The sequence below is a fragment of the Lentzea sp. JNUCC 0626 genome (genome assembly GCF_043632865.1).
In the GTDB taxonomy this organism is placed as follows: domain Bacteria; phylum Actinomycetota; class Actinomycetes; order Mycobacteriales; family Pseudonocardiaceae; genus Lentzea.
Genome location: NZ_CP171635.1, coordinates 2128559 through 2145277, shown reverse-complemented (window position 1 = coordinate 2145277; position 16719 = coordinate 2128559). Strand labels below are relative to the sequence as shown.

Below are 16719 nucleotides of genomic sequence, written 5' to 3'. Positions count from 1 at the left end.
TCCTGGGATCAGTGCCGGACCGGGCAGCCCTGTGTGTCGTGCGTGTCGAAGTAGCGGCCCGCGGGCCGCAGGTGGTGGGCGTGCAGCACCATCGCGGTGCCGAGGACGAGCTGGACGACGCTGCGCCAGAGGTCTTCCCAGCGGTCGCGGACGCGCAGGTAGCGCAGCAGCCGACGTGGTGCGGCGCCGTCGCGGACGAGCAGGCACGGGCCGCGGCTGGGCAACGAGCGGGTGTGCGTGACGGTGGAGTGCAGGGTGACGCGGCGCAGGACTTCGCGGGCGGAGGCGCGCATGACGATGGGGGACAGGCGCCAGGCGGGGCAGGGGCGGTTGGCGGCGACGCCGAACGGGATGTGGTGAACGTTTCGGGCGGCGGTGTTCTCCCAGCGGCTCGGGTCGAACGTGTCGGGGTCGCGGTAGCCGGTGGCGTGGTAGGCGGGGTAGCTGAAGCAGAGCACCGATCCGGCGGGGAACGAGGTGTGCTCGTCGAGCACGATGTCGTCGGTGGTGATGCGGTGGGCGATGCCGAAGAGGGGGTAGAGCCGGAAGGTCTCGTCGAGGACGTGGGCGAAGTAGCGGTCTTCGCCGATCCGTTGCGCGGCTTCGGGGTGCTGGGCGAGGGCGAGCAGGAGGTGGGCCATCGCCTCGGCCATCTGCACGACGGCGGTGTTGAAGTAGGTGCCTTGCAGGTAGTGCACCTGCTCGTCTTCGGTGAGTGTCGCGGGCAGCGGATGGCGGACGTCCTTGAGGCGAACCTTCAGGTAGCGGGTGAGGCGGGCGCGGCGGGCGGGGTGCCTGAGTCCCGTGCACTTCAGCGAGGTGACGACGTCGGTGGCGTGGGCGACGATCAGGTCGCGGGCGTGGCGGGGGCAGGGTTCGCCGAACACGAGTTCGTAGAAGTACTCGGCCCACACGGGCATCATCAGTTCGCGCAGCCGGACGTGCGTGACGCGGCCGCGCAGCACTTCGTCGAGGACCTTCGCGGTGCACCGGGTCGCGGCGGCGGCGAGGTCGTCACTGGGTCCGGCGAGGAACGTGCGGGTCGCGCGGGCGACGTCGTCGTAGCGCGGTCCGGCTTCGAGGTGTTCCTGGTGGACCTCGGGGCCGGGGGAGAGCCAGTACCAGAAGAGGTCGGACAGTCCGGCGCCCTTGCTGCGGCCGTTGGCGGCGGGGTGGCTGTAGAGCTCCTGGAAGCGGTCGGGGCCGACCTGGGAGTTGGGGAACGTGATGGCGTTGTCGCCGTTGACCTTCTCGAACACCTTGGCGCGCAACGCGACCACCCGTGCGGGCAACCAGTTCAGCACCTCGTCACCACCATGTCGGGGGTGAGTTCGCCGCCGCACAGCGTGAGGACGTGCTGGTACTCGTCGCGCAGCACGTCGAGGACTCGCCGCACACCTTGTTCGCCGTCGGCCGCGAGCCCCCACAGCACCGGTCGGCCGATGCCCACGCCGCACGCTCCGAGCGCGAGTGCCAGCGCGATGTCGCCTCCGCTTCGGACGCCGCCGTCGAGCACGATCGGCACCCGTCCGGCGACGGCGGAGACGATGGCGGGCAGCGCGTCGAGCGCGGCCGGGACGAGGTCGAGCTGACGTCCGCCGTGGTTGGACACGACGATCCCCGCCACGCCGTGCCCCACCGCGATCACGGCGTCCTGCGGGTGCAGGACGCCCTTGACCCACAACGGAAGCGCGGTCATCTCGCGGAGGCGGTCGACGTGGTCCCACGAGAGCGCCGGGGACATCTCGATGTTTCGCAACGGCACCCCGGCGAGGTCGCGCATGTTCTCCGCGGCCAGTCCGGCGGGCAGGTCGTGGAACCCGTGTGCGAGGTCGCGCCGGTGGCGGCCGAAGACGGGGGAGTCGGCCGTGATCACCAACGCCTCGCAGCCCGCCCGTTCGGCGCGCCGCACCAGGAGTTCCGTGATCTCCATGTCCGGCTGGACGTAGAGCTGGAACCACACGGGTCCGGTCGCGGCGGCCACGACGTCGGCGATCGGCACGGTCGAGGCCATGCTCGACACCAGCACCGTGCCGTCCAACGCCCGCGCGGTCGCGAGTTCGCCGTCGGGGTGGGCGAGCTTGTGGAACGCGGTGGGGGAGATCAGTACCGGGAAGTCCGGTGTGATCTCCTTGCCGCGCAACACTCTCGGCAGCAGGGCGAGGCGGCGGAAGGCCGCCTCGTTGTCCGCGAGCACGGCCTCGTTCCCGACCCCGCCCGCGAAGAAGTCGTAGTGGACGGGGTCGAGCACCGCGCGTGCCTTGTCGTGCAGTTCCGCGAGCACTGGGTTCACCGGAGGTACTCCCGCAGCGGTGCCTTGTGGACCTTCTCGCTGTCCCATTCGTTCTCGAGGTTCTCGGTGACGTGGTGCTCGTCGACGAGGTCACCGGCGCGGAACCTGCGGACGACCGGGTGCAGGTAGCGGCCGTCGAGTCCGCTGGTGTCCTCCTGGGAGGTGCGTCCGGCGGTGATGTCGAAGGGGTTGACCTTGTCGTGGTCGGCGCCGTATTCGAGGGTGACGGTCAGGTACGACTCGACGTCGCCGAACTCGCCGCGTGCCACGGCCTCGTGCAGGTGTGCGAGTGGCACCTCCTCGACGTACCGCACGGTGCCGTCCTTCGACGTCAGCACGGCGTCGGCGAGGAACGCGAACAGCTGCCACAGCGCGGAAGTGCGGTTGACGCGCTCGATGATCGCCTCGGTGACGGCGTCGGGGGTGGGCTCGACGGTGCGGCTGGGCCAGTCGACGCCGTGGTAGCGCTGTTCGCCGATGCGGTGCAGTGCGCGCACTCCGTAGCGGAAGCCGTGGATGAACCCGCTGGTCGACTTCTTGAAGTCGCGCATCTGCGTGATCGTGCCCGCGAAGAACATGTCGGGGACGTTCACCGACTCCCAGGCCGCCGTCTGGTCGGGGAAGCGGTCCTTGATGGTGAGCTGGGGCCTGCACTCGGGTGCGAAGATCGAGGCGTCGAACCGGAAGCCGGTCGCGAGGATCACCCGGTCGTACCGGATCTCCTTGACGATCTCGTCGACCCGCTGGAAGGCGACCTTGACGTAGAAGTCGTCGCCGTCGCGGCGGATGCCCTTGATGTGTCCGTCCAGCAACGCGTTCTGCGACTTGAGCTGGTAGGTGTCGAGGAAGTTGTTGTTCACCGCGCGCAGGTGCCCGACGAAGTGCGTCTGCCAGGCGAGTTTCAACGAGCCGGGTCCGGCGAGGTGGATGACGGAGGTGGTCTCCATCAACGCGTCGGCGGTCTCGAACGCCGAGTTGCCGCGCCCGATGATCAGCACCTTCTTGTTGACGAAGTCCTGCGGGTCGACGGAGACGTCGTAGTAGTGCTCGGCGTGTTCGACGCCCTCGATGTCGGGCACGTACTGCCGGGAGACACCGGTCGCGACGATGATCCGCTTCGCCCGGTAGGTGCCGCCGTGCTGGTCGCGCACCACGAAGTCGTCCGGCCGGGTCACCTCGGCGACCCTGGTGTCGTACCGGATCGGCAGGTCGTTCTTGACGGCGAAGTCGCCGAGGTAGCGGACCATGTCGTCGGCGTGCGGGAAGTAGCGCGGGGTGTAGCCGGTGAACAGCAGCGCGGGATCGTCGACCAGCAACGAGTTCCAGTCGACGCGCAGGTTGAGCTCGGGGTCGTCCCAGCCGGTGTAGATCTTGTTGATGGAGATCAGCTGGCGGTGCCGGGGGAAGCGGGTGAAGAACGTTCCCGCGGCCGCGCCGGACTCCAGCACCAGGTGCTCGCGTCCTGCCTGTTTGAGCAGGTAGGACGCTTGCAGTCCCGCCGGGCCCGCGCCGATCACGAGAGTTTCGGTCGTTACCTCGCTGGACAAGACCTTCTCCTTAGCTCGCGCTTGTCGGGTTTGCCGCTGGGGGCGACGGGAACCTCGGTGATCGCGGTGACGTGGGTGGGGGCGCTGGCCGCGCCCAGGCGTTCGGTGACGAGCTCGCGGAGCTCGTGCAGTTCGGGCACGCGGTCTTTCGGGACCACGTAGGCGTGGGGTGTCTCGCCGGTGTCGTCGTCGGGTACCGCGACGACGTAGGCCTCCGCGACGTCCGGGTGCTCGGCGATCACCTGCTCGATGGGCCCGATGTAGTGCAGGTTGGCGTTGACGATGACGACGTCGCGGGCGCGGCCGGTGAGCCGCAGGTATCCGAACGCGTCGAACCGGCCGAGGTCGCGGGTGCGGACCCAGCCGTCTTGGAAGACCTCGGCGGACTCCTCGGGATCGCCCCAGTAGCCGCAGCCCTGGCCGGGGGTGCGGACGTGCAGCTCGCCGTCGCGCAGTTCGACGTCGACGGGTGGTTTTCCCACCGTGCCAGGGGGATCGTCCGGGGTGGCCATGGAGATCATGCCGGTCTCGGTCTGGCCGTAGCCGTGGAACAGCACGGGCCCCAGGGTGTCCAGGGCCTCGCGGTGGCGGTCGGGGGTGAGGGGAGAGCCGGAGACCAGCAGGGCTTTGAGCGACGACAGGTCCGCCGGTTCTCGTTGCTGGGCGGCGACGAGCTTGGCCAGGCCCGGGACGGTGATCACGCGGGCGGTGGCCCTGAGGTCGGTGATCGCGGTCGCGGGGGTGTCGGCGACGACGATCGTGCCGCCGGCGGTGAGGGTGAGGACGGCGTACTCGAACATGACCTGGCTGGAGAGCGAACCGAACACCAGGTAGCGGTCGAGCCGGGTGGCCAGGTCCCGGATCGCGGGCGGCCAGGCCTCGGGGTGTGCGGTCCAGGCGTTGGTCATGGAGGCGTAGGTCTGGGCGCACGCCTTGGGGGCGCCGGTGCTGCCGCTGGTGTGGATGAGGCGGGCGACGTCTTGTGGACGGCCGTCGCAGGAGAGTTCGCCGGCGGGTGCCTTGACGAGGTCGTCGGTGTCTCTGACGGCGAGCTTGATGTCGAGGCTCAGCAGGTGTTCGACCTGGGCGTCGGTCAGGCCCGGTCGCACTCCCACCACCCGCGCGCCGACCACGTGCCCGGCGAGGATCGCGGCGAACGCCTCGACGTGCACGCCGAGCAGCAACGCGAGTCCGTCGCCCGGCCCGATCCCCTTGGCGCGCAACCCGTTCGCGATCCGCGCCACCAGGTCGAGGAGTTCGGCGGCGGTCACCACGCGGGTGCCGTGCTCGAACACCGGCCGGTCCCCGGCGGCGCGGAGCACGTCGAGCACCGCGCCGGGGAACGGGTCACGCGCCGGCAAGGCATTCCTTCACGAACACCCCGAGCGGCTGCTGGTGCACCTCCGGCAGGTCCCAGTGGTTCTCGAGGTTCTCGGCGAGGTGGTGGGTCGCGGCGAGCACGCCGTGCCGGTAGTAGCGGACCACCGGGTGCAGGTAGCTCGCGTCGGCGGCGTTGACCGCGTCGTTCTCGGCGACGCGCGGGATGGTGATGTCGAACGGGTCGATCGTGTCGTGGTCCGGCCCGTACTCCAGCGTCGCGACGAACCGGTGTTCGGCCGGGCCGAGACCGCCGTCCGCGACGAACGCGACCGGCACCTCCTCGGAGTAGCGGGCCTGGGTGCCGTTGACGCTCACGACGTCGCCCATGACCGCGAACTGCTGCCACAGCGCGGAAGACGTGTTGACGCGGGCGATCACGGCGTCGCTGATGGTCTCGGGGGAGAGGTCGAGATCGGCGCCCTTCCAGTCGACGCCGTGGTTGCGAGCGCTCAGGACGCGGTGCAACGCGCGGGCGCCGTAGCGGAAGCCGTGGATGAAGCCGCTGGTGGACTTCTTGAAGTCGCGCGACTGCGTGATCGTGCCCGCGAAGTACAGGCCCGGGATGCTGGTGGACTCGAACGCCGAGGTCTGCTGCGGGAAGCGGTCCTTGATGATCAGTGCCGGGCGGCAGTCGTCGGCGAAGATCGAGGCGTCGAACCGGAACCCCGTGCACGCGATGATGCGGTCGTACTCCAGTTCGCGGACCTTCTCGACCGTGCGCGCGTACCGGAACTGGATGCGGAACCCGCCTTCGGGCCGCGGTTCGATGCGTTCGATCGCGCCGTCGATGACCGCGTTCTCGCTCTTGAGCTGGTAGGTGTCGAGGAAGTTGTTGTTCACCGCCCGCAGATGTCCGACGTAGTGGGTCTGCCAGGCGAGCTTCACCGAGTGCGGTCCGGCGACGTGGATGACGGCCGCGTGCTCGACCAGCGCGTCGGCGGTCTCGAAGCCCGAGTTGCCCTTGCCGATCACGAGCACCCGCTGGTCGGTGAACGACTCGGGGTTCGTGTCGAAGGTGTCGTAGCGCTCGGCGTGTTCGATGCCGGGGATCTCCGGCACGTAGAGCTGCGAGACACCGGTGGCCATGACGAGGTTCTTCGCGTGCCAGGTCCGGTCGCCGGCTTCGACGACGAACCCGTTGTCGTCGCGGGAGATCCGGGTGACGTCGACGTCGTAGGTGACGTTCAGCCCGGCGGCGCAGTCCTGGAAGTAGCGGACGATGTCGTCGGCGTCGGGGAAGTACTTGGGCGTGTAGCGGGTGAACAGCAGGTCGGGGTCGTCGAGCAGCAGCGAGTTCCAGTCCATCCGCATGCGCTGCTCCGGGTCGCTGAACCCGGTGTGGACCTTGTTGATGGAGATGAGCTTGCGGTGCCGCGGGTAGCGGGTGAAGAACGTGCCTGCCCCGCTGCCCCGTTCGAGGACCGCGTAGTCGCGACCGTCCCGGTCGAGCAGTGCGGCGAGCTGCACACCGGCCGGTCCCGCGCCGATGATCAGGTAGTCGTGAGCCATGACCGGGGAAGCTACCCACGCGATCTCAGAACTTTCTGAGATCGGCTGCCTACCGTCCGTGCCGTGACCACGACCGCTTCTGACACGTCCGTGGACCTGGGTTCGCCCCTGACTCCCGAGCACCTCGCACGCGCTTCGGCGCCGTTGCCCGTGGTGGCCGGCGATGCCGTCTTGGACCGCGTCCAACGCGGCCGCGCCTACCTGCGCACGGTGCTCGCCGACGACGAACGCCCCGTGTACGGCGCCAAGACCGGATTCGGTGCCCTGGTGGGGTTTGCCGGCCGTGCGACCGAAGCCGACCAGTGCGACAACACCCTCGCACACCTCGGCGCGGGCCAAGGACCCGACCTGCCCCTCGACATCACCCGCGCCGCCCTGCTCGTGCGCACCTGGTCGCTCGCCCAGGGCCTGTCCGGCGTCTCCGCGCACGTCGTCTCGGGCCTGTCGGCGATGTTCGCGACGTCGTTCGTCCCCGCCGTGCCGCGCTACGGATCAGTCGGCGCGAGCGGGGACCTCATCCCACTCGCGTACGCCGCCCAGGCGTTGCGCGGCCGGGGCCACGCCTACCTCGACGGCGTCCGGCTGCCCGCGGCCGAGGCGTTGACCTCCGCCGGGTTGTCGCCGTTGGAACTGGACGGCCGCGACGCCCTGGCGCTGGTGAACGGCACCTCGCTGACGACGGCGGCGCTGGCGCTGGCGTTGACGTCGGTGCGGGCCTCACACCGCGCGCTGGCTTCGTTGACCTGCCTGCTGGTCGACGTCGTGGGCGCCGATCCCGGGTTCGCCGACGCCCGGCTGATCTCGGCGTTCGGCCACTCCGGCGCGACGACCGTGGCGTCGTGGATGCGCTCCATGCTGGAAGGGACCTCGCCGAGCGGCCTGCGCGCGTTGCAGGAGCCCTACAGCATCCGCTGCTCACCCCAACTCCTCGGCGCCGCCGAGGACGCCCTGCGCTACGTCGACGGTGTCGTCACCGCAGACCTGGGCGGCGTCAGCGACAACCCGCTGTTCTTCCCGACCGACGACCTCGTGGCCCACGGCGGCAACTTCTTCGGCCAGCCCGCCGCCTTCGCCGCCGACGTCCTGGCCATGGTCACCGCGTCCCTCGGCAACCTCGCCGAACGCCAACTCGACCTCCTCGTCGACCCCGCCCGCAACACCGGCCTGCCCCCGATGCTCGCCGCCGGACCCGGCCGGCAGCACGGCTTGCAGGGCGTCCAACTCGCCACGACGGCGTTCGTGGCGGAGATCCGGCGCGGCGTCCTGCCCGCCAGCACCCAGAGCCTGCCGACCAACCTGCACAACCAGGACGTGGTGCCGTTCGGCACCCAGGCCGCCCTGCGCGCCTACGACCTGGCGGAGTTGTTGCGGCTGCTGTGCGGCTCGCTCGCGCTGGGACTGCGGCAGGCGGTGCACGTCGGGGGTCGTCGTCCGACCGCGCCTCGGTGCGCTGCGCTGCTGGACGCGCTGGCGGCGGCGATCGAGCCGGTGGATCCGGACCGGCCGCTGGACGAGGACGTCCGGGTGGCGGCCGAGGTGGTGGTCGCCGGCGAGTGGTGGTGATAGCGCCAGGTGCGGCGCGGGGCGAGGGCGGTGGTGGCTGGGCGTCGTGGTGCTCAGGCGCAGCCGAGGCCTGCCCGTGCTCGCGCTCTCACGGGCAGGCGCTGGTGATCCGTTCCGCCGCCACCGCCCGCTCGCTCGTCATCGGGATCCGCAGCGTGAACCGCGCACCCACCCCCGGCCGTCCCTCCGCCTCCACCGTCCCGCCGTGCCCGGTCACGATCTCCCGCACCAGCGCGAGCCCCAACCCGAACCGCCCCTCCCCGCCACCGTGCTGGAACCTCTCGAACAACCGCGCCCCATCGCCCGCCGCGAAGCCCTCGCCGTTGTCCGCGACCACCAGTTCCACCTGCCCGCCCACCTCCCGCACCGCCACCGCGATCCGCCCGCCCTCCGGCGTGTGGCGCACGGCGTTGGCCAGCAGTTCGTCGACCGCGCGCCGCAGCCCGGTCTCGATGCCGCACACCACCAGCGGACGGCCGGGATGGTCGAGGGTCAGGGTGATGTGGCGTTCGGCGGCCCGTTCGGTCTCGCCGACCACGGCGGCCTCCGCCACGTCGGCGAGGTCGACGGGGGTGCCCGCGCGGTGGTCGAGTTGGGCGGACTGCAACAAGTCGTCGACCACGTCGGCGAGGCCGCGGATCGACTTGGCCAGTGCGTCGAGGCCGGAGCGTTGGGAGTCCGGGAGGTCCGCCGCGGCGGCGAGGAGTTGGGCGCGCAGGTAGGCACGGGCGATCGGGGTGCGCAGTTCGTGCGAGGCGTCGGCGACGAAACGGCGTTGGCGGGCCAGGGCTTCCGCCCACGGCGCCACGGTGCGGCGGCCCACGCCGAAGCCGATCAAGGCGGCCACGAGCAGGCCCGCGACCAGCGCGATGACCAGTGCGAGCAGCAGGTGTGCGCGGTCGGCCAGTTGGTAGCGCAGGTCGAAGACGGCTTGGACGGTCGTGCCGGCGGCGCCCGGTGCGGTGAGGACCATGTACTCGGTGCCGTTCGCGGCGACGTCCCGCGACACCGGCGTACCCGAGGTGTGCACGGTGTCGAGGTCGGTGCGCAGCGGGAACCCGGCGGGCACGTCGAACGGGCCCTCGTTCAGCACGCCGTTCTCCAGCACGAACACCCACGCGCACTTCGGTGCGACGCCCGGTACGCCGTAGGTGATGTTGTAGCGGAGTTCGCGCGACACCTCGGTTTCCTGGGCGTGCGCCATGACCGCGTACGCGATGGCGCCCACGAACGCGATCATCACGGTGATCGCCAGGCCCACAGCCAGGCTGACCCGCAGCCTGGCTCGCCGGAACTGCGAGCGCTCCCACGCCGTCACAGCGCCCCCAACCGGTAGCCGATGCCTTGGACCGTCTGCACGACCGAGCGGCCCACCTTCGAGCGCAGGTAGTGCACGTAGGTGTCCACAATGGACTGCGAGGGGGCGTCGGAGAACACCGTGCGCCGCAGCGCCGCCCGCGTGTGCACGGTCTCCGGGTGCGTGGCGAGCACCCGCAGGAGTGCGAACTCCCGGGTGGTCAGCGGGACCTTCTCGCCGTCGGGCAGCACGACCTGGTGTTGTTCGAGCTCCAGGCTGGCGGCGCCGATGTGCAGCACGGCGGCCAGTTCGGCGGACCGCCGGCACAACGCCCGCAGCCGCGCCATCAGCTCGCGCAGGTCGAACGGCTTGGTCAGGTAGTCGTCGGCGCCGGCGTCGAGGCCGTCGATCCGGTCGTGCACCGACCCCATCGCGGTGAGCATCAGCGCCTGCGTCCGCACGGACCGGGAACGCAACCGGGACACCAGGTCCAGGCCGTCGAGCACCGGCAGCGCGCGGTCGATCACGACCACGTCGTAGGGGTGGGTGAGCGCGAGGTGCAGCCCGCGTTGCCCGTCGAACGCGACGTCGACGTCGTACCCCTCGCCGCGCAGCACCGCGGCGAGCAGTTCCACCAGCTCCCGGTCGTCGTCCACGAGCAGCAACCGGAAGCGCTGCACCGACCGGAACTTCGAAGAGGCCCGCACAATCATCACGATGGCACGCGGCCACTGCACCGAAACAGATCTTGGCGACCGGACAACAGGTAACCGACATGGTCGTCGACGGGACCGCGAGGCCAGGTGCAGCACACTTTCCCTCGTGGGACAGGGAACCCTGCCCCGACGCACCCACCTGTCAAACTTCCACATGTGAACGGCGGCCGTCGCGTGACCTGCGTTCACGGCAACGCTGTGAACGAGCTACCAGGCGGGCGCCACGGCCCTGGTCGTCTGCAGTTCGCCGACCCAGCCCGCCGTCGCGACCGCGCGCAGTCCGGCGTCGCCCTCGGCGAGTTTGCCGTGCGGGCCCAGCACGTCCGCGCCGCCCTCGTGCCAGCGCACCGGGAGTTTGCCGTGGCGTTCCAGCAAACCGGCGAACTTCGTGGTCAGCTTGGCCGTACCGATGTGCACCCAGCGGCTCGGGAACAGCTCCAGCAGTTCGATCGTCGCCGGGCTCAGTTCCGGCACGACCGTGATGCCGTGGTCGCGGCCGTACTCGACGAGCTCGCGGATCGCCTCCGGGTCGCCGTCGGGGAACACGTGCAGCACGTTGAGCTTGTAGGCGGCCATCCGGTCGATCGCCTGGCGCATCTCCGCGGGCGGCAGCAGCGCGCTCGACACACCGCGCCACGCGAACCTGGGGGAGTCGCGCACGTCGGCCGCGCGGACCGTCGCGTCCCGGGTCATCAGCTGCTTGAACGACTGCACGCCGTGCCGCAACCCCGCCTGCGTGCCCGCGCGCAGCATGATCGCGTCGTTGCTGACGAGCAGCGCGTAGCCCTCGGGACCCAGGCCGCGCATGGCCGGGTCGTGCGAGATCATCAGCATCCCGTCCGGCGACTCCGCCAGCAGGTAGCCGGTCTCCCGGAAGACGTGCTCGCGCAGCAACGCGGCCGCGGTGCGCGCCTGCCCGGTCACCCGGACGGTCACGTCTTCGGTCAGGACGAACGAGCCCGTGCGACGGGGCGCGCTCGCAGGCATGGGAACAATCACCGGTTTCCTCTCCAGCGAACTAACGCTGGGTGTATCAGGTGAGTTCCGGCAATCGGACGCGGAACGTGGTTCCGACGCCTGTTGTGCTGCTCACACCGACCGTGCCGCCGTGTGCCTCGACGAGCTTGCGGACGATCGCCAGACCCAGTCCGCTACCGCCGGTGCTGCGGCTTCGCGACTTGTCAGCCCGCCAGAACCGGTCGAAGACGTGCGGCAGATCGTCCGCCGCGATGCCGGGGCCGGTGTCGCTGACGGTGATCACGCAGTCGCCGTCCTCCGACGTGCCCTCGACGGCGACCGTCCCACCGGCTGGGACGTAGCGGACGGCGTTGGCGACGAGGTTGTCGAGGACCTGCCGCAACCGCAGCGCGTCGGCCCGCACGAACAACGCCGGGTCGGCCGTCACCGACAACGTGACACCGGCCTGCGTCGCACGAGCCTCATGGGCTGCTTGGACCTGCTCCAAGGTCGTCACGACGTTCACCCGTTCGAGCGTCAGGCGGAGTGAGCCCGCCTCGGCGACGGCGAGGTCTTGGAGGTCGTCCACGACGTGCTGGAGCACCAGCGCCTCCTTCAGCAGGAGGGTGATCAGCGCGGGATCGAGGTCGTGCACGCCGTCCTCGGCCGCCTCCAGCCAGCCCCGGATGTTGCTCAGCGGCGTGCGCAACTCGTGCGCGACGTCGCTGACCATCGCCTTGCGCGCCTGCTCCAGCTGCGCCCTGTTCGCCGCCATCGTGTTGAACGCCCTGGTCAGGCCCGCGATCTCGTCCTGGCCGCGCACCGGCACCGGCGGGATGTCCCCGCCGCCGGACATGTGCGTCGCCGCCGCCGTCAACGCCCGCAACGGCCGGGTGATCCGGGCGCCCGCGAACGCCGCCACCCCGACGGCCACCAGCAGCACCGCCGCCGCGGCCCCCACGACCCGCCAGCCGTTGCCCGACAACGAGATGGCGGCGGTCGGCGTGCCCGTGGGGTTCGTCAGGTAGAGCAGCACCGGTTGCGCCACGTACGGCGTGAGCTGCTCCTTGCGCGACGCGGCGACACAGGCGCCGACAGCGGGCTCGTCCGGCGGCTGCACGCCGGTGGACTGCTTCTGGGCGGGCGTGTAGTCGGGATCGAGATCGACCGGGGGCAGCTGCCGGCGCGCGAGGCACGCGTTCACCAGGTCCTCCAGTTCGAGCAGCGCGGTGAAGTCCGCCCTGGTGTCGAACGGCAGGTCGCGCTCGCGGCAGTCGAGCCCGGTCCGCTCCTTCTTGTTCAGCCGCAGGCAGTACAGCGCGCCGGTGGGGTCCTCGCGGTCGCGGAAGTCGATCGGCGTGCGGAACGGCCCGAGCACGCGCTTGTCGATCCGGTCGGCGGGCGCGCCCGGCACCAGCACCGGGTCGACCTCCAGCGGGTCCACCACGGCCGCGGCCTTCGCGGGCAGCTGGCCACCGTCCCCGCCCAGGTCGGCGACCGTGCGGCCGTCCTTGGTGACGAGCACGATCCGCCGTCCCGGGTGCTCGCGGATCAGCGAGTCGACGTAGCCGTCCACTTCGGACCAGTCGCGGTGGTCGGTGGAGTAGGTGAGCAGCGTGGCGTAGATCCTGTTGTCGGAGGCCAGTTCGCGGCCCTGCTCGCGGGCGATCGACGCCTGCGTCAGCTGGGTCGCGAGCCAGGCGGTCGCGGCGATCGAGCACACCGCGATCAGCACGACGACCACGAGCAGCCGGGTGAAGACGCTACGGCGCATCGCCGCGCCCGGCCGTGAGCTTGTAGCCGATCCCGTACACGGTCAGGAGGTGCCGCGGCGCGCGCGGGTCGGTCTCGATCTTGCGGCGCAGGTTCTTCACGTGCGTGTCGATCGTGCGCGCGGTGAAGAAGCTGTCGATGCCGTGCATGCGTTCCAACAGCTGCTCGCGGCTGAACACCCGGTCCACTTCGGACGCCAGCACCTCCAGCAACCCGAACTCGCCCGGCGTGCACTCGACGAGCTCGCCGCGCACCGTCACCTCGTGCCGCAGCTGGTCGACCACGATCGGCCCCACTCGCAACGCCGGTGCCGGTGTCCTGGCAGGGAGTCTGCGCAGCAACGTGCGCACCCGCGCCACCAGTTCGCGCGGGCTGAACGGCTTGGTCATGTAGTCGTCCGCGCCGATGCCCAGCCCGTGCAGCAGATCGTCCTCAGTGGACCGGGCCGTCAGCATCAGCACCAGGACGTCGGAATCCGCCCGCAGCGCCCGGCACACGTCCAGCCCGCCCAGGCCAGGCAGCATCAGGTCCAGCACGACGAGCGCGGGGTGGTGCGCGCGGGTGGCGTCGAGCGCGTCCCGTCCGTCGTGGACGACCAGCACCCGGTGGTGGTCCTGCTCCAGGTAGCGGCGCACCAGCTCGGCCTGGTTCTCGTCGTCCTCCGCGACCAGGATGAGAGCGCTCACCGGGCCGATCATAGGGACGCCCTCGCCGCTCTCACCGGTTCGACACAGGATCCTCACAAGTGCCTCCGAAGATCCACAGCATGCGCAGGACAATCGTCGCGATCACCGTCGTGGTCGTGGTCGTCATAGCCGTCGTGCTGGTGGTGCGAGGCAGGCCACCCGAGCCTTCCGCGCCCGCGTCGGTGGCGGTGCAGACCACGACCGTGCAGCTGGGCGACCTCACGAACACCCGCACGATGCAGGCCCAGCTGGGCTTCGGCGCGGCCCGCTCGCTCAAGGGCGCCGCCACGGGCACCGTCACCAAGCTGCCCGCCCCCGGTCAGGCCACCGAACTGGGCAAGGAGCTCTACCGCGTCGACGACCAGCCCGTGGTCGTGTTCTTCGGCGCGACGCCGCTGTTCCGCGCCCTCGACGCCCCCGGCCTGAAGGGCTCGGACGTGGCGGTGCTGATGGACAACCTCGCCGCCCTGGGCTACTCGGTCGGCACCCGCCCGAAGGACGCGACCAAGGCCGAGTTCACCCAGCGCGTCGTCGACGCCCTGAAGAAGTGGCAGAAGGCGCTGGGCGTCGAGCAGACCGGCACCCTCGCCCCCGGCCGCGTGCTCGTGCTGGACCGCCCGATGCGCGTGGGCGCGGTGAAGGCCCAGCTGGGCGCGCCGGCCGCGGAGGAGTTGTTCGAGCTCACCCCGACGACGCGGCTGGTGACGTTGCAGATCCCGGTGACCGAGGCGGGCGCGCTGAAGGCGGGCATGGCCGTGATGGTCGTGCGCCCCGACAACCGCGCCGTGCCCGCGAAGGTCACCTCGGTGACGCCGGTGGCGGCCCCACCCGAGAACGGCTCCGGCCCCAAGGCCGACATCGTCGTGACCCCGGACAACCCGGCCGACGTCGAGGACCTCGACACGGCCCCGGTGAGGGTGACGGTGGTGTCGGAGAGCCGCACCGGTGTGCTGGTCGTGCCGCTGGCCGCGCTGGTGGCGTTGAAGGAGGGCGGCTACGCGCTGCAGCTGCGATCCGGCGAGTTGAAGGCCGTCCAGACCGGGCTGTACTCGCAGGACAAGGTCGAGGTCTCCGGCGACGGCGTGGCCGCGGGCCTGGAAGTGGTGACGGCGTCGTGACCCCGGTGCTGGCGTTGCGTTCGGTCAGCAAGCACTATCCGGGCGGCGTGACGGCACTGGACGACGTGTCGTTGTCGGTGTCGTCCGGCGAGCTGCTGGCGATCGTCGGCCCGTCCGGTTCCGGCAAGTCGACGCTGTTGCACCTGGTGGGGACGTTGGACTTGCCGTCGTCCGGGGTGGTCGAGCTGGACGGGCAGGACGTGTCGAAGCTGCCGGACCGGCGGCTGTCGGCGTTGCGGGGGAGCAGGTTGGGTTTCGTGTTCCAGCAGTTCCACCTGTCCGACGGGCTGACCGCCGCCGAGAACGTGTCGACCGGCCTGCTGTACGCGGGGGTCCGGCGCAAGGACCGGCATCCGATGGCCGTGGAGGCGTTGCACCGGGTCGGGCTGGGGCATCGCGTCGGGCACCGGCCGCAGGAGTTGTCGGGCGGCGAACGGCAACGGGTCGCGATCGCGCGGGCCGTGGTGAACAACCCGGCGCTGGTGCTGGCCGACGAACCGACCGGGGCGCTCGACACGGCGAACGGGCAGGCGGTGCTGGAGCTGTTGCGGGAGCTGAACGAGCAGGGGACGACCATCGCGCTGATCACGCACGACCGGGACATCGCGGCGTCGTTGCCGCGCCGGGTGGAACTGAGGGACGGGCGGATCGTCGCCGACACAGGTGCCGACACGGCCGTGCTTCCGGTCGTCACCGCCGGAGGCGTGCGATGACCCGTCTCTCCCCGCGCGACCTGCTGTCCGTCGGCTCCCAGGGCATGCGCACCCGCCGCCTCCGCGCCGCCCTCTCCGCCCTCGGCATCGCTCTCGGCACGGCCACCGTCGTGGTCGTCACCGGCATCCCGGCCTCCAGCCAGCAGGCGCTGCTCGACGAACTCACGACCCTCGGCACCAACCTCCTGCGCGCCCAACCCGCCCCGCGCCAGGACGACCCGGTGAAACTGCCGCCGGAGTCCGTCGCGATGGTCGAGCGGATCGGGCCGGTGACCGGCGCCGCGGCCGTCGCGAACACGCACACCCGCGTGCGCCGCAACGACCTGCTCGACCCCGGCCACAGCTCCGACATCACCGTCCTGGCCGCCACCCCGGCGTTGCTCGACACCGTCAACGGGCACCTGCGCAGCGGCGAGTTCCTGCCCAAGCCGGACTTCCCCGGTGTCGTGCTCGGCAACGTCGCGGCCCAGCGGCTCGGCATCCCCGATGTCGGCGCGCGGCCCGCGATCTTCGTGGGGGAGCGGTGGTTCACCGTGACCGGGGTGCTGGGGCCGTTGCCGCTCGCGCCCGACCTCGAACGGTCCGTGCTCGTCGGCTGGGACGCCGCCCGCACGCAGCTGGGGTTCGACGGGCACCCGACTGTCGTGTACGTGAAGGCGCGGGAGGAGTCCATCGAGGACGTCCGCGCGGTGCTGCCCGCGACGTTGCACAGCGAGGTCCCCGGGCTGGTGCAGGTCAGCCGCCCGTCGGACGCCCTCGCGGCCAAGCGCGCCACGCAGAACTCCTACAGCGCCCTGTTCCTCGGGCTCGCCGGGGTGGCGTTGCTGGTGGGCGGCGTCGGCGTGGCCAACACGATGGTGATCTCCGTGCTGGAACGCCGCAGCGAGATCGGCCTGCGCCGGGCGCTGGGCGCGACCCGCGGGCACATCCGGTCGCAGTTCCTGACCGAGGCGGTGCTGCTGTCCGGTCTCGGCGGGCTGGCCGGCACGGCACTGGGCGCGCTGGGCGTCGCGGGGTACGCGACGCTGCACCGGTGGCCGCTCGTCATCCCGCTCGAAGTCCTCGCCCTGGGTGTGCTCGCCGCGTTCGTCGTGGGCGCCGCCGCCGGGCTCTACCCGTCCATCCGCGCCGCCCGGCTCACGCCGACGCAGGCGCTCGCCGCGTGAA

At 71.0% G+C, this 16719-nt stretch carries 14 protein-coding genes; 4 read left to right on the top strand and 10 right to left on the bottom strand.

The features are described from left to right. Nucleotides 1-8 precede the first annotated feature (8 nt). Genes JNUCC0626_RS09580 through JNUCC0626_RS09560 form a run of 5 tightly spaced genes read right to left on the bottom strand, consistent with a single transcriptional unit; the run spans nt 9 to nt 6729 of the window. Nucleotides 9-1304, bottom strand: coding sequence for a cytochrome P450 (locus tag JNUCC0626_RS09580; protein WP_394619324.1), 1296 nt, complete (start codon nt 1302-1304; stop codon nt 9-11). After that, nucleotides 1298-2293 (bottom strand): alpha-hydroxy acid oxidase, encoded by a 996-nt coding sequence (locus JNUCC0626_RS09575; RefSeq protein ID WP_394619323.1) that lies wholly within the window; start codon nt 2291-2293, stop codon nt 1298-1300. The genes JNUCC0626_RS09580 and JNUCC0626_RS09575 overlap by 7 nt, the downstream gene beginning before the upstream one ends. Next, on the bottom strand, nt 2290-3840 hold the full coding sequence (locus tag JNUCC0626_RS09570; protein WP_394619322.1) for an NAD(P)-binding domain-containing protein: 1551 nt from the start codon (nt 3838-3840) through the stop codon (nt 2290-2292). Before JNUCC0626_RS09570 ends, JNUCC0626_RS09575 begins: the two co-directional genes overlap by 4 nt. Further along, the gene (locus tag JNUCC0626_RS09565) at nt 3825-5201 is read right to left on the bottom strand and encodes a class I adenylate-forming enzyme family protein (protein ID WP_394619321.1); all 1377 of its coding nucleotides are present in this window, start codon (nt 5199-5201) and stop codon (nt 3825-3827) included. The genes JNUCC0626_RS09570 and JNUCC0626_RS09565 overlap by 16 nt, the downstream gene beginning before the upstream one ends. After that, complete coding sequence (locus JNUCC0626_RS09560; protein WP_394619320.1) at nt 5188-6729, bottom strand: NAD(P)-binding domain-containing protein; 1542 nt, start codon at nt 6727-6729, stop codon at nt 5188-5190. Before JNUCC0626_RS09560 ends, JNUCC0626_RS09565 begins: the two co-directional genes overlap by 14 nt. Before the next feature lie 63 nt (nt 6730-6792). Between JNUCC0626_RS09560 and JNUCC0626_RS09555 the strand changes: the two genes are divergently transcribed. Further along, nucleotides 6793-8292: an aromatic amino acid ammonia-lyase gene (locus tag JNUCC0626_RS09555; protein WP_394619319.1), complete on the top strand. Its 1500-nt coding sequence runs from the start codon at nt 6793-6795 to the stop codon at nt 8290-8292. Between the two features lie 88 nt (nt 8293-8380). Here JNUCC0626_RS09555 and JNUCC0626_RS09550 read toward each other — a convergent pair whose 3' ends face one another. The 5 genes from JNUCC0626_RS09550 to JNUCC0626_RS09530 all read right to left on the bottom strand — a co-directional run bounded on the left by JNUCC0626_RS09550 (nt 8381) and on the right by JNUCC0626_RS09530 (nt 13721). Further along, on the bottom strand, nt 8381-9610 hold the full coding sequence (locus JNUCC0626_RS09550) for a sensor histidine kinase (protein ID WP_394619318.1): 1230 nt from the start codon (nt 9608-9610) through the stop codon (nt 8381-8383). Then, the gene (locus JNUCC0626_RS09545) at nt 9607-10326 is read right to left on the bottom strand and encodes a response regulator transcription factor (protein ID WP_394619317.1); all 720 of its coding nucleotides are present in this window, start codon (nt 10324-10326) and stop codon (nt 9607-9609) included. The genes JNUCC0626_RS09550 and JNUCC0626_RS09545 overlap by 4 nt, the downstream gene beginning before the upstream one ends. Nucleotides 10327-10512: 186 nt before the next feature. Then, entirely contained in the window at nt 10513-11304 is a 792-nt protein-coding gene (locus tag JNUCC0626_RS09540) for a glycoside hydrolase family 20 zincin-like fold domain-containing protein (RefSeq protein ID WP_394619316.1), read from the bottom strand. A 34-nt stretch (nt 11305-11338) separates the two neighbouring features. Continuing rightward, nucleotides 11339-13036 carry a HAMP domain-containing sensor histidine kinase gene (locus JNUCC0626_RS09535; RefSeq protein WP_394619315.1) on the bottom strand — a complete coding sequence of 566 codons (1698 nt, stop codon included), beginning with the start codon at nt 13034-13036 and terminating at the stop codon, nt 11339-11341. Continuing rightward, nucleotides 13026-13721: a response regulator transcription factor gene (locus JNUCC0626_RS09530; RefSeq protein ID WP_394619314.1), complete on the bottom strand. Its 696-nt coding sequence runs from the start codon at nt 13719-13721 to the stop codon at nt 13026-13028. The genes JNUCC0626_RS09535 and JNUCC0626_RS09530 overlap by 11 nt, the downstream gene beginning before the upstream one ends. Nucleotides 13722-13801: 80 nt before the next feature. On the opposite strand from JNUCC0626_RS09530, the gene JNUCC0626_RS09525 reads away from it, so the two are divergent. The 3 genes from JNUCC0626_RS09525 to JNUCC0626_RS09515 are packed head-to-tail and all read left to right on the top strand — an operon-like array spanning nt 13802 to nt 16718. Beyond that, nucleotides 13802-14839, top strand: coding sequence for a peptidoglycan-binding protein (locus JNUCC0626_RS09525; RefSeq protein WP_394619313.1), 1038 nt, complete (start codon nt 13802-13804; stop codon nt 14837-14839). Beyond that, a complete protein-coding gene (locus JNUCC0626_RS09520; RefSeq protein ID WP_394619312.1) occupies nt 14836-15552 on the top strand; it encodes an ABC transporter ATP-binding protein in 717 nt (238 codons plus the stop codon). Before JNUCC0626_RS09525 ends, JNUCC0626_RS09520 begins: the two co-directional genes overlap by 4 nt. Beyond that, nucleotides 15549-16718 (top strand): ABC transporter permease, encoded by a 1170-nt coding sequence (locus JNUCC0626_RS09515; protein ID WP_394619311.1) that lies wholly within the window; start codon nt 15549-15551, stop codon nt 16716-16718. Before JNUCC0626_RS09520 ends, JNUCC0626_RS09515 begins: the two co-directional genes overlap by 4 nt. Nucleotide 16719: the final 1 nt, after the last annotated feature.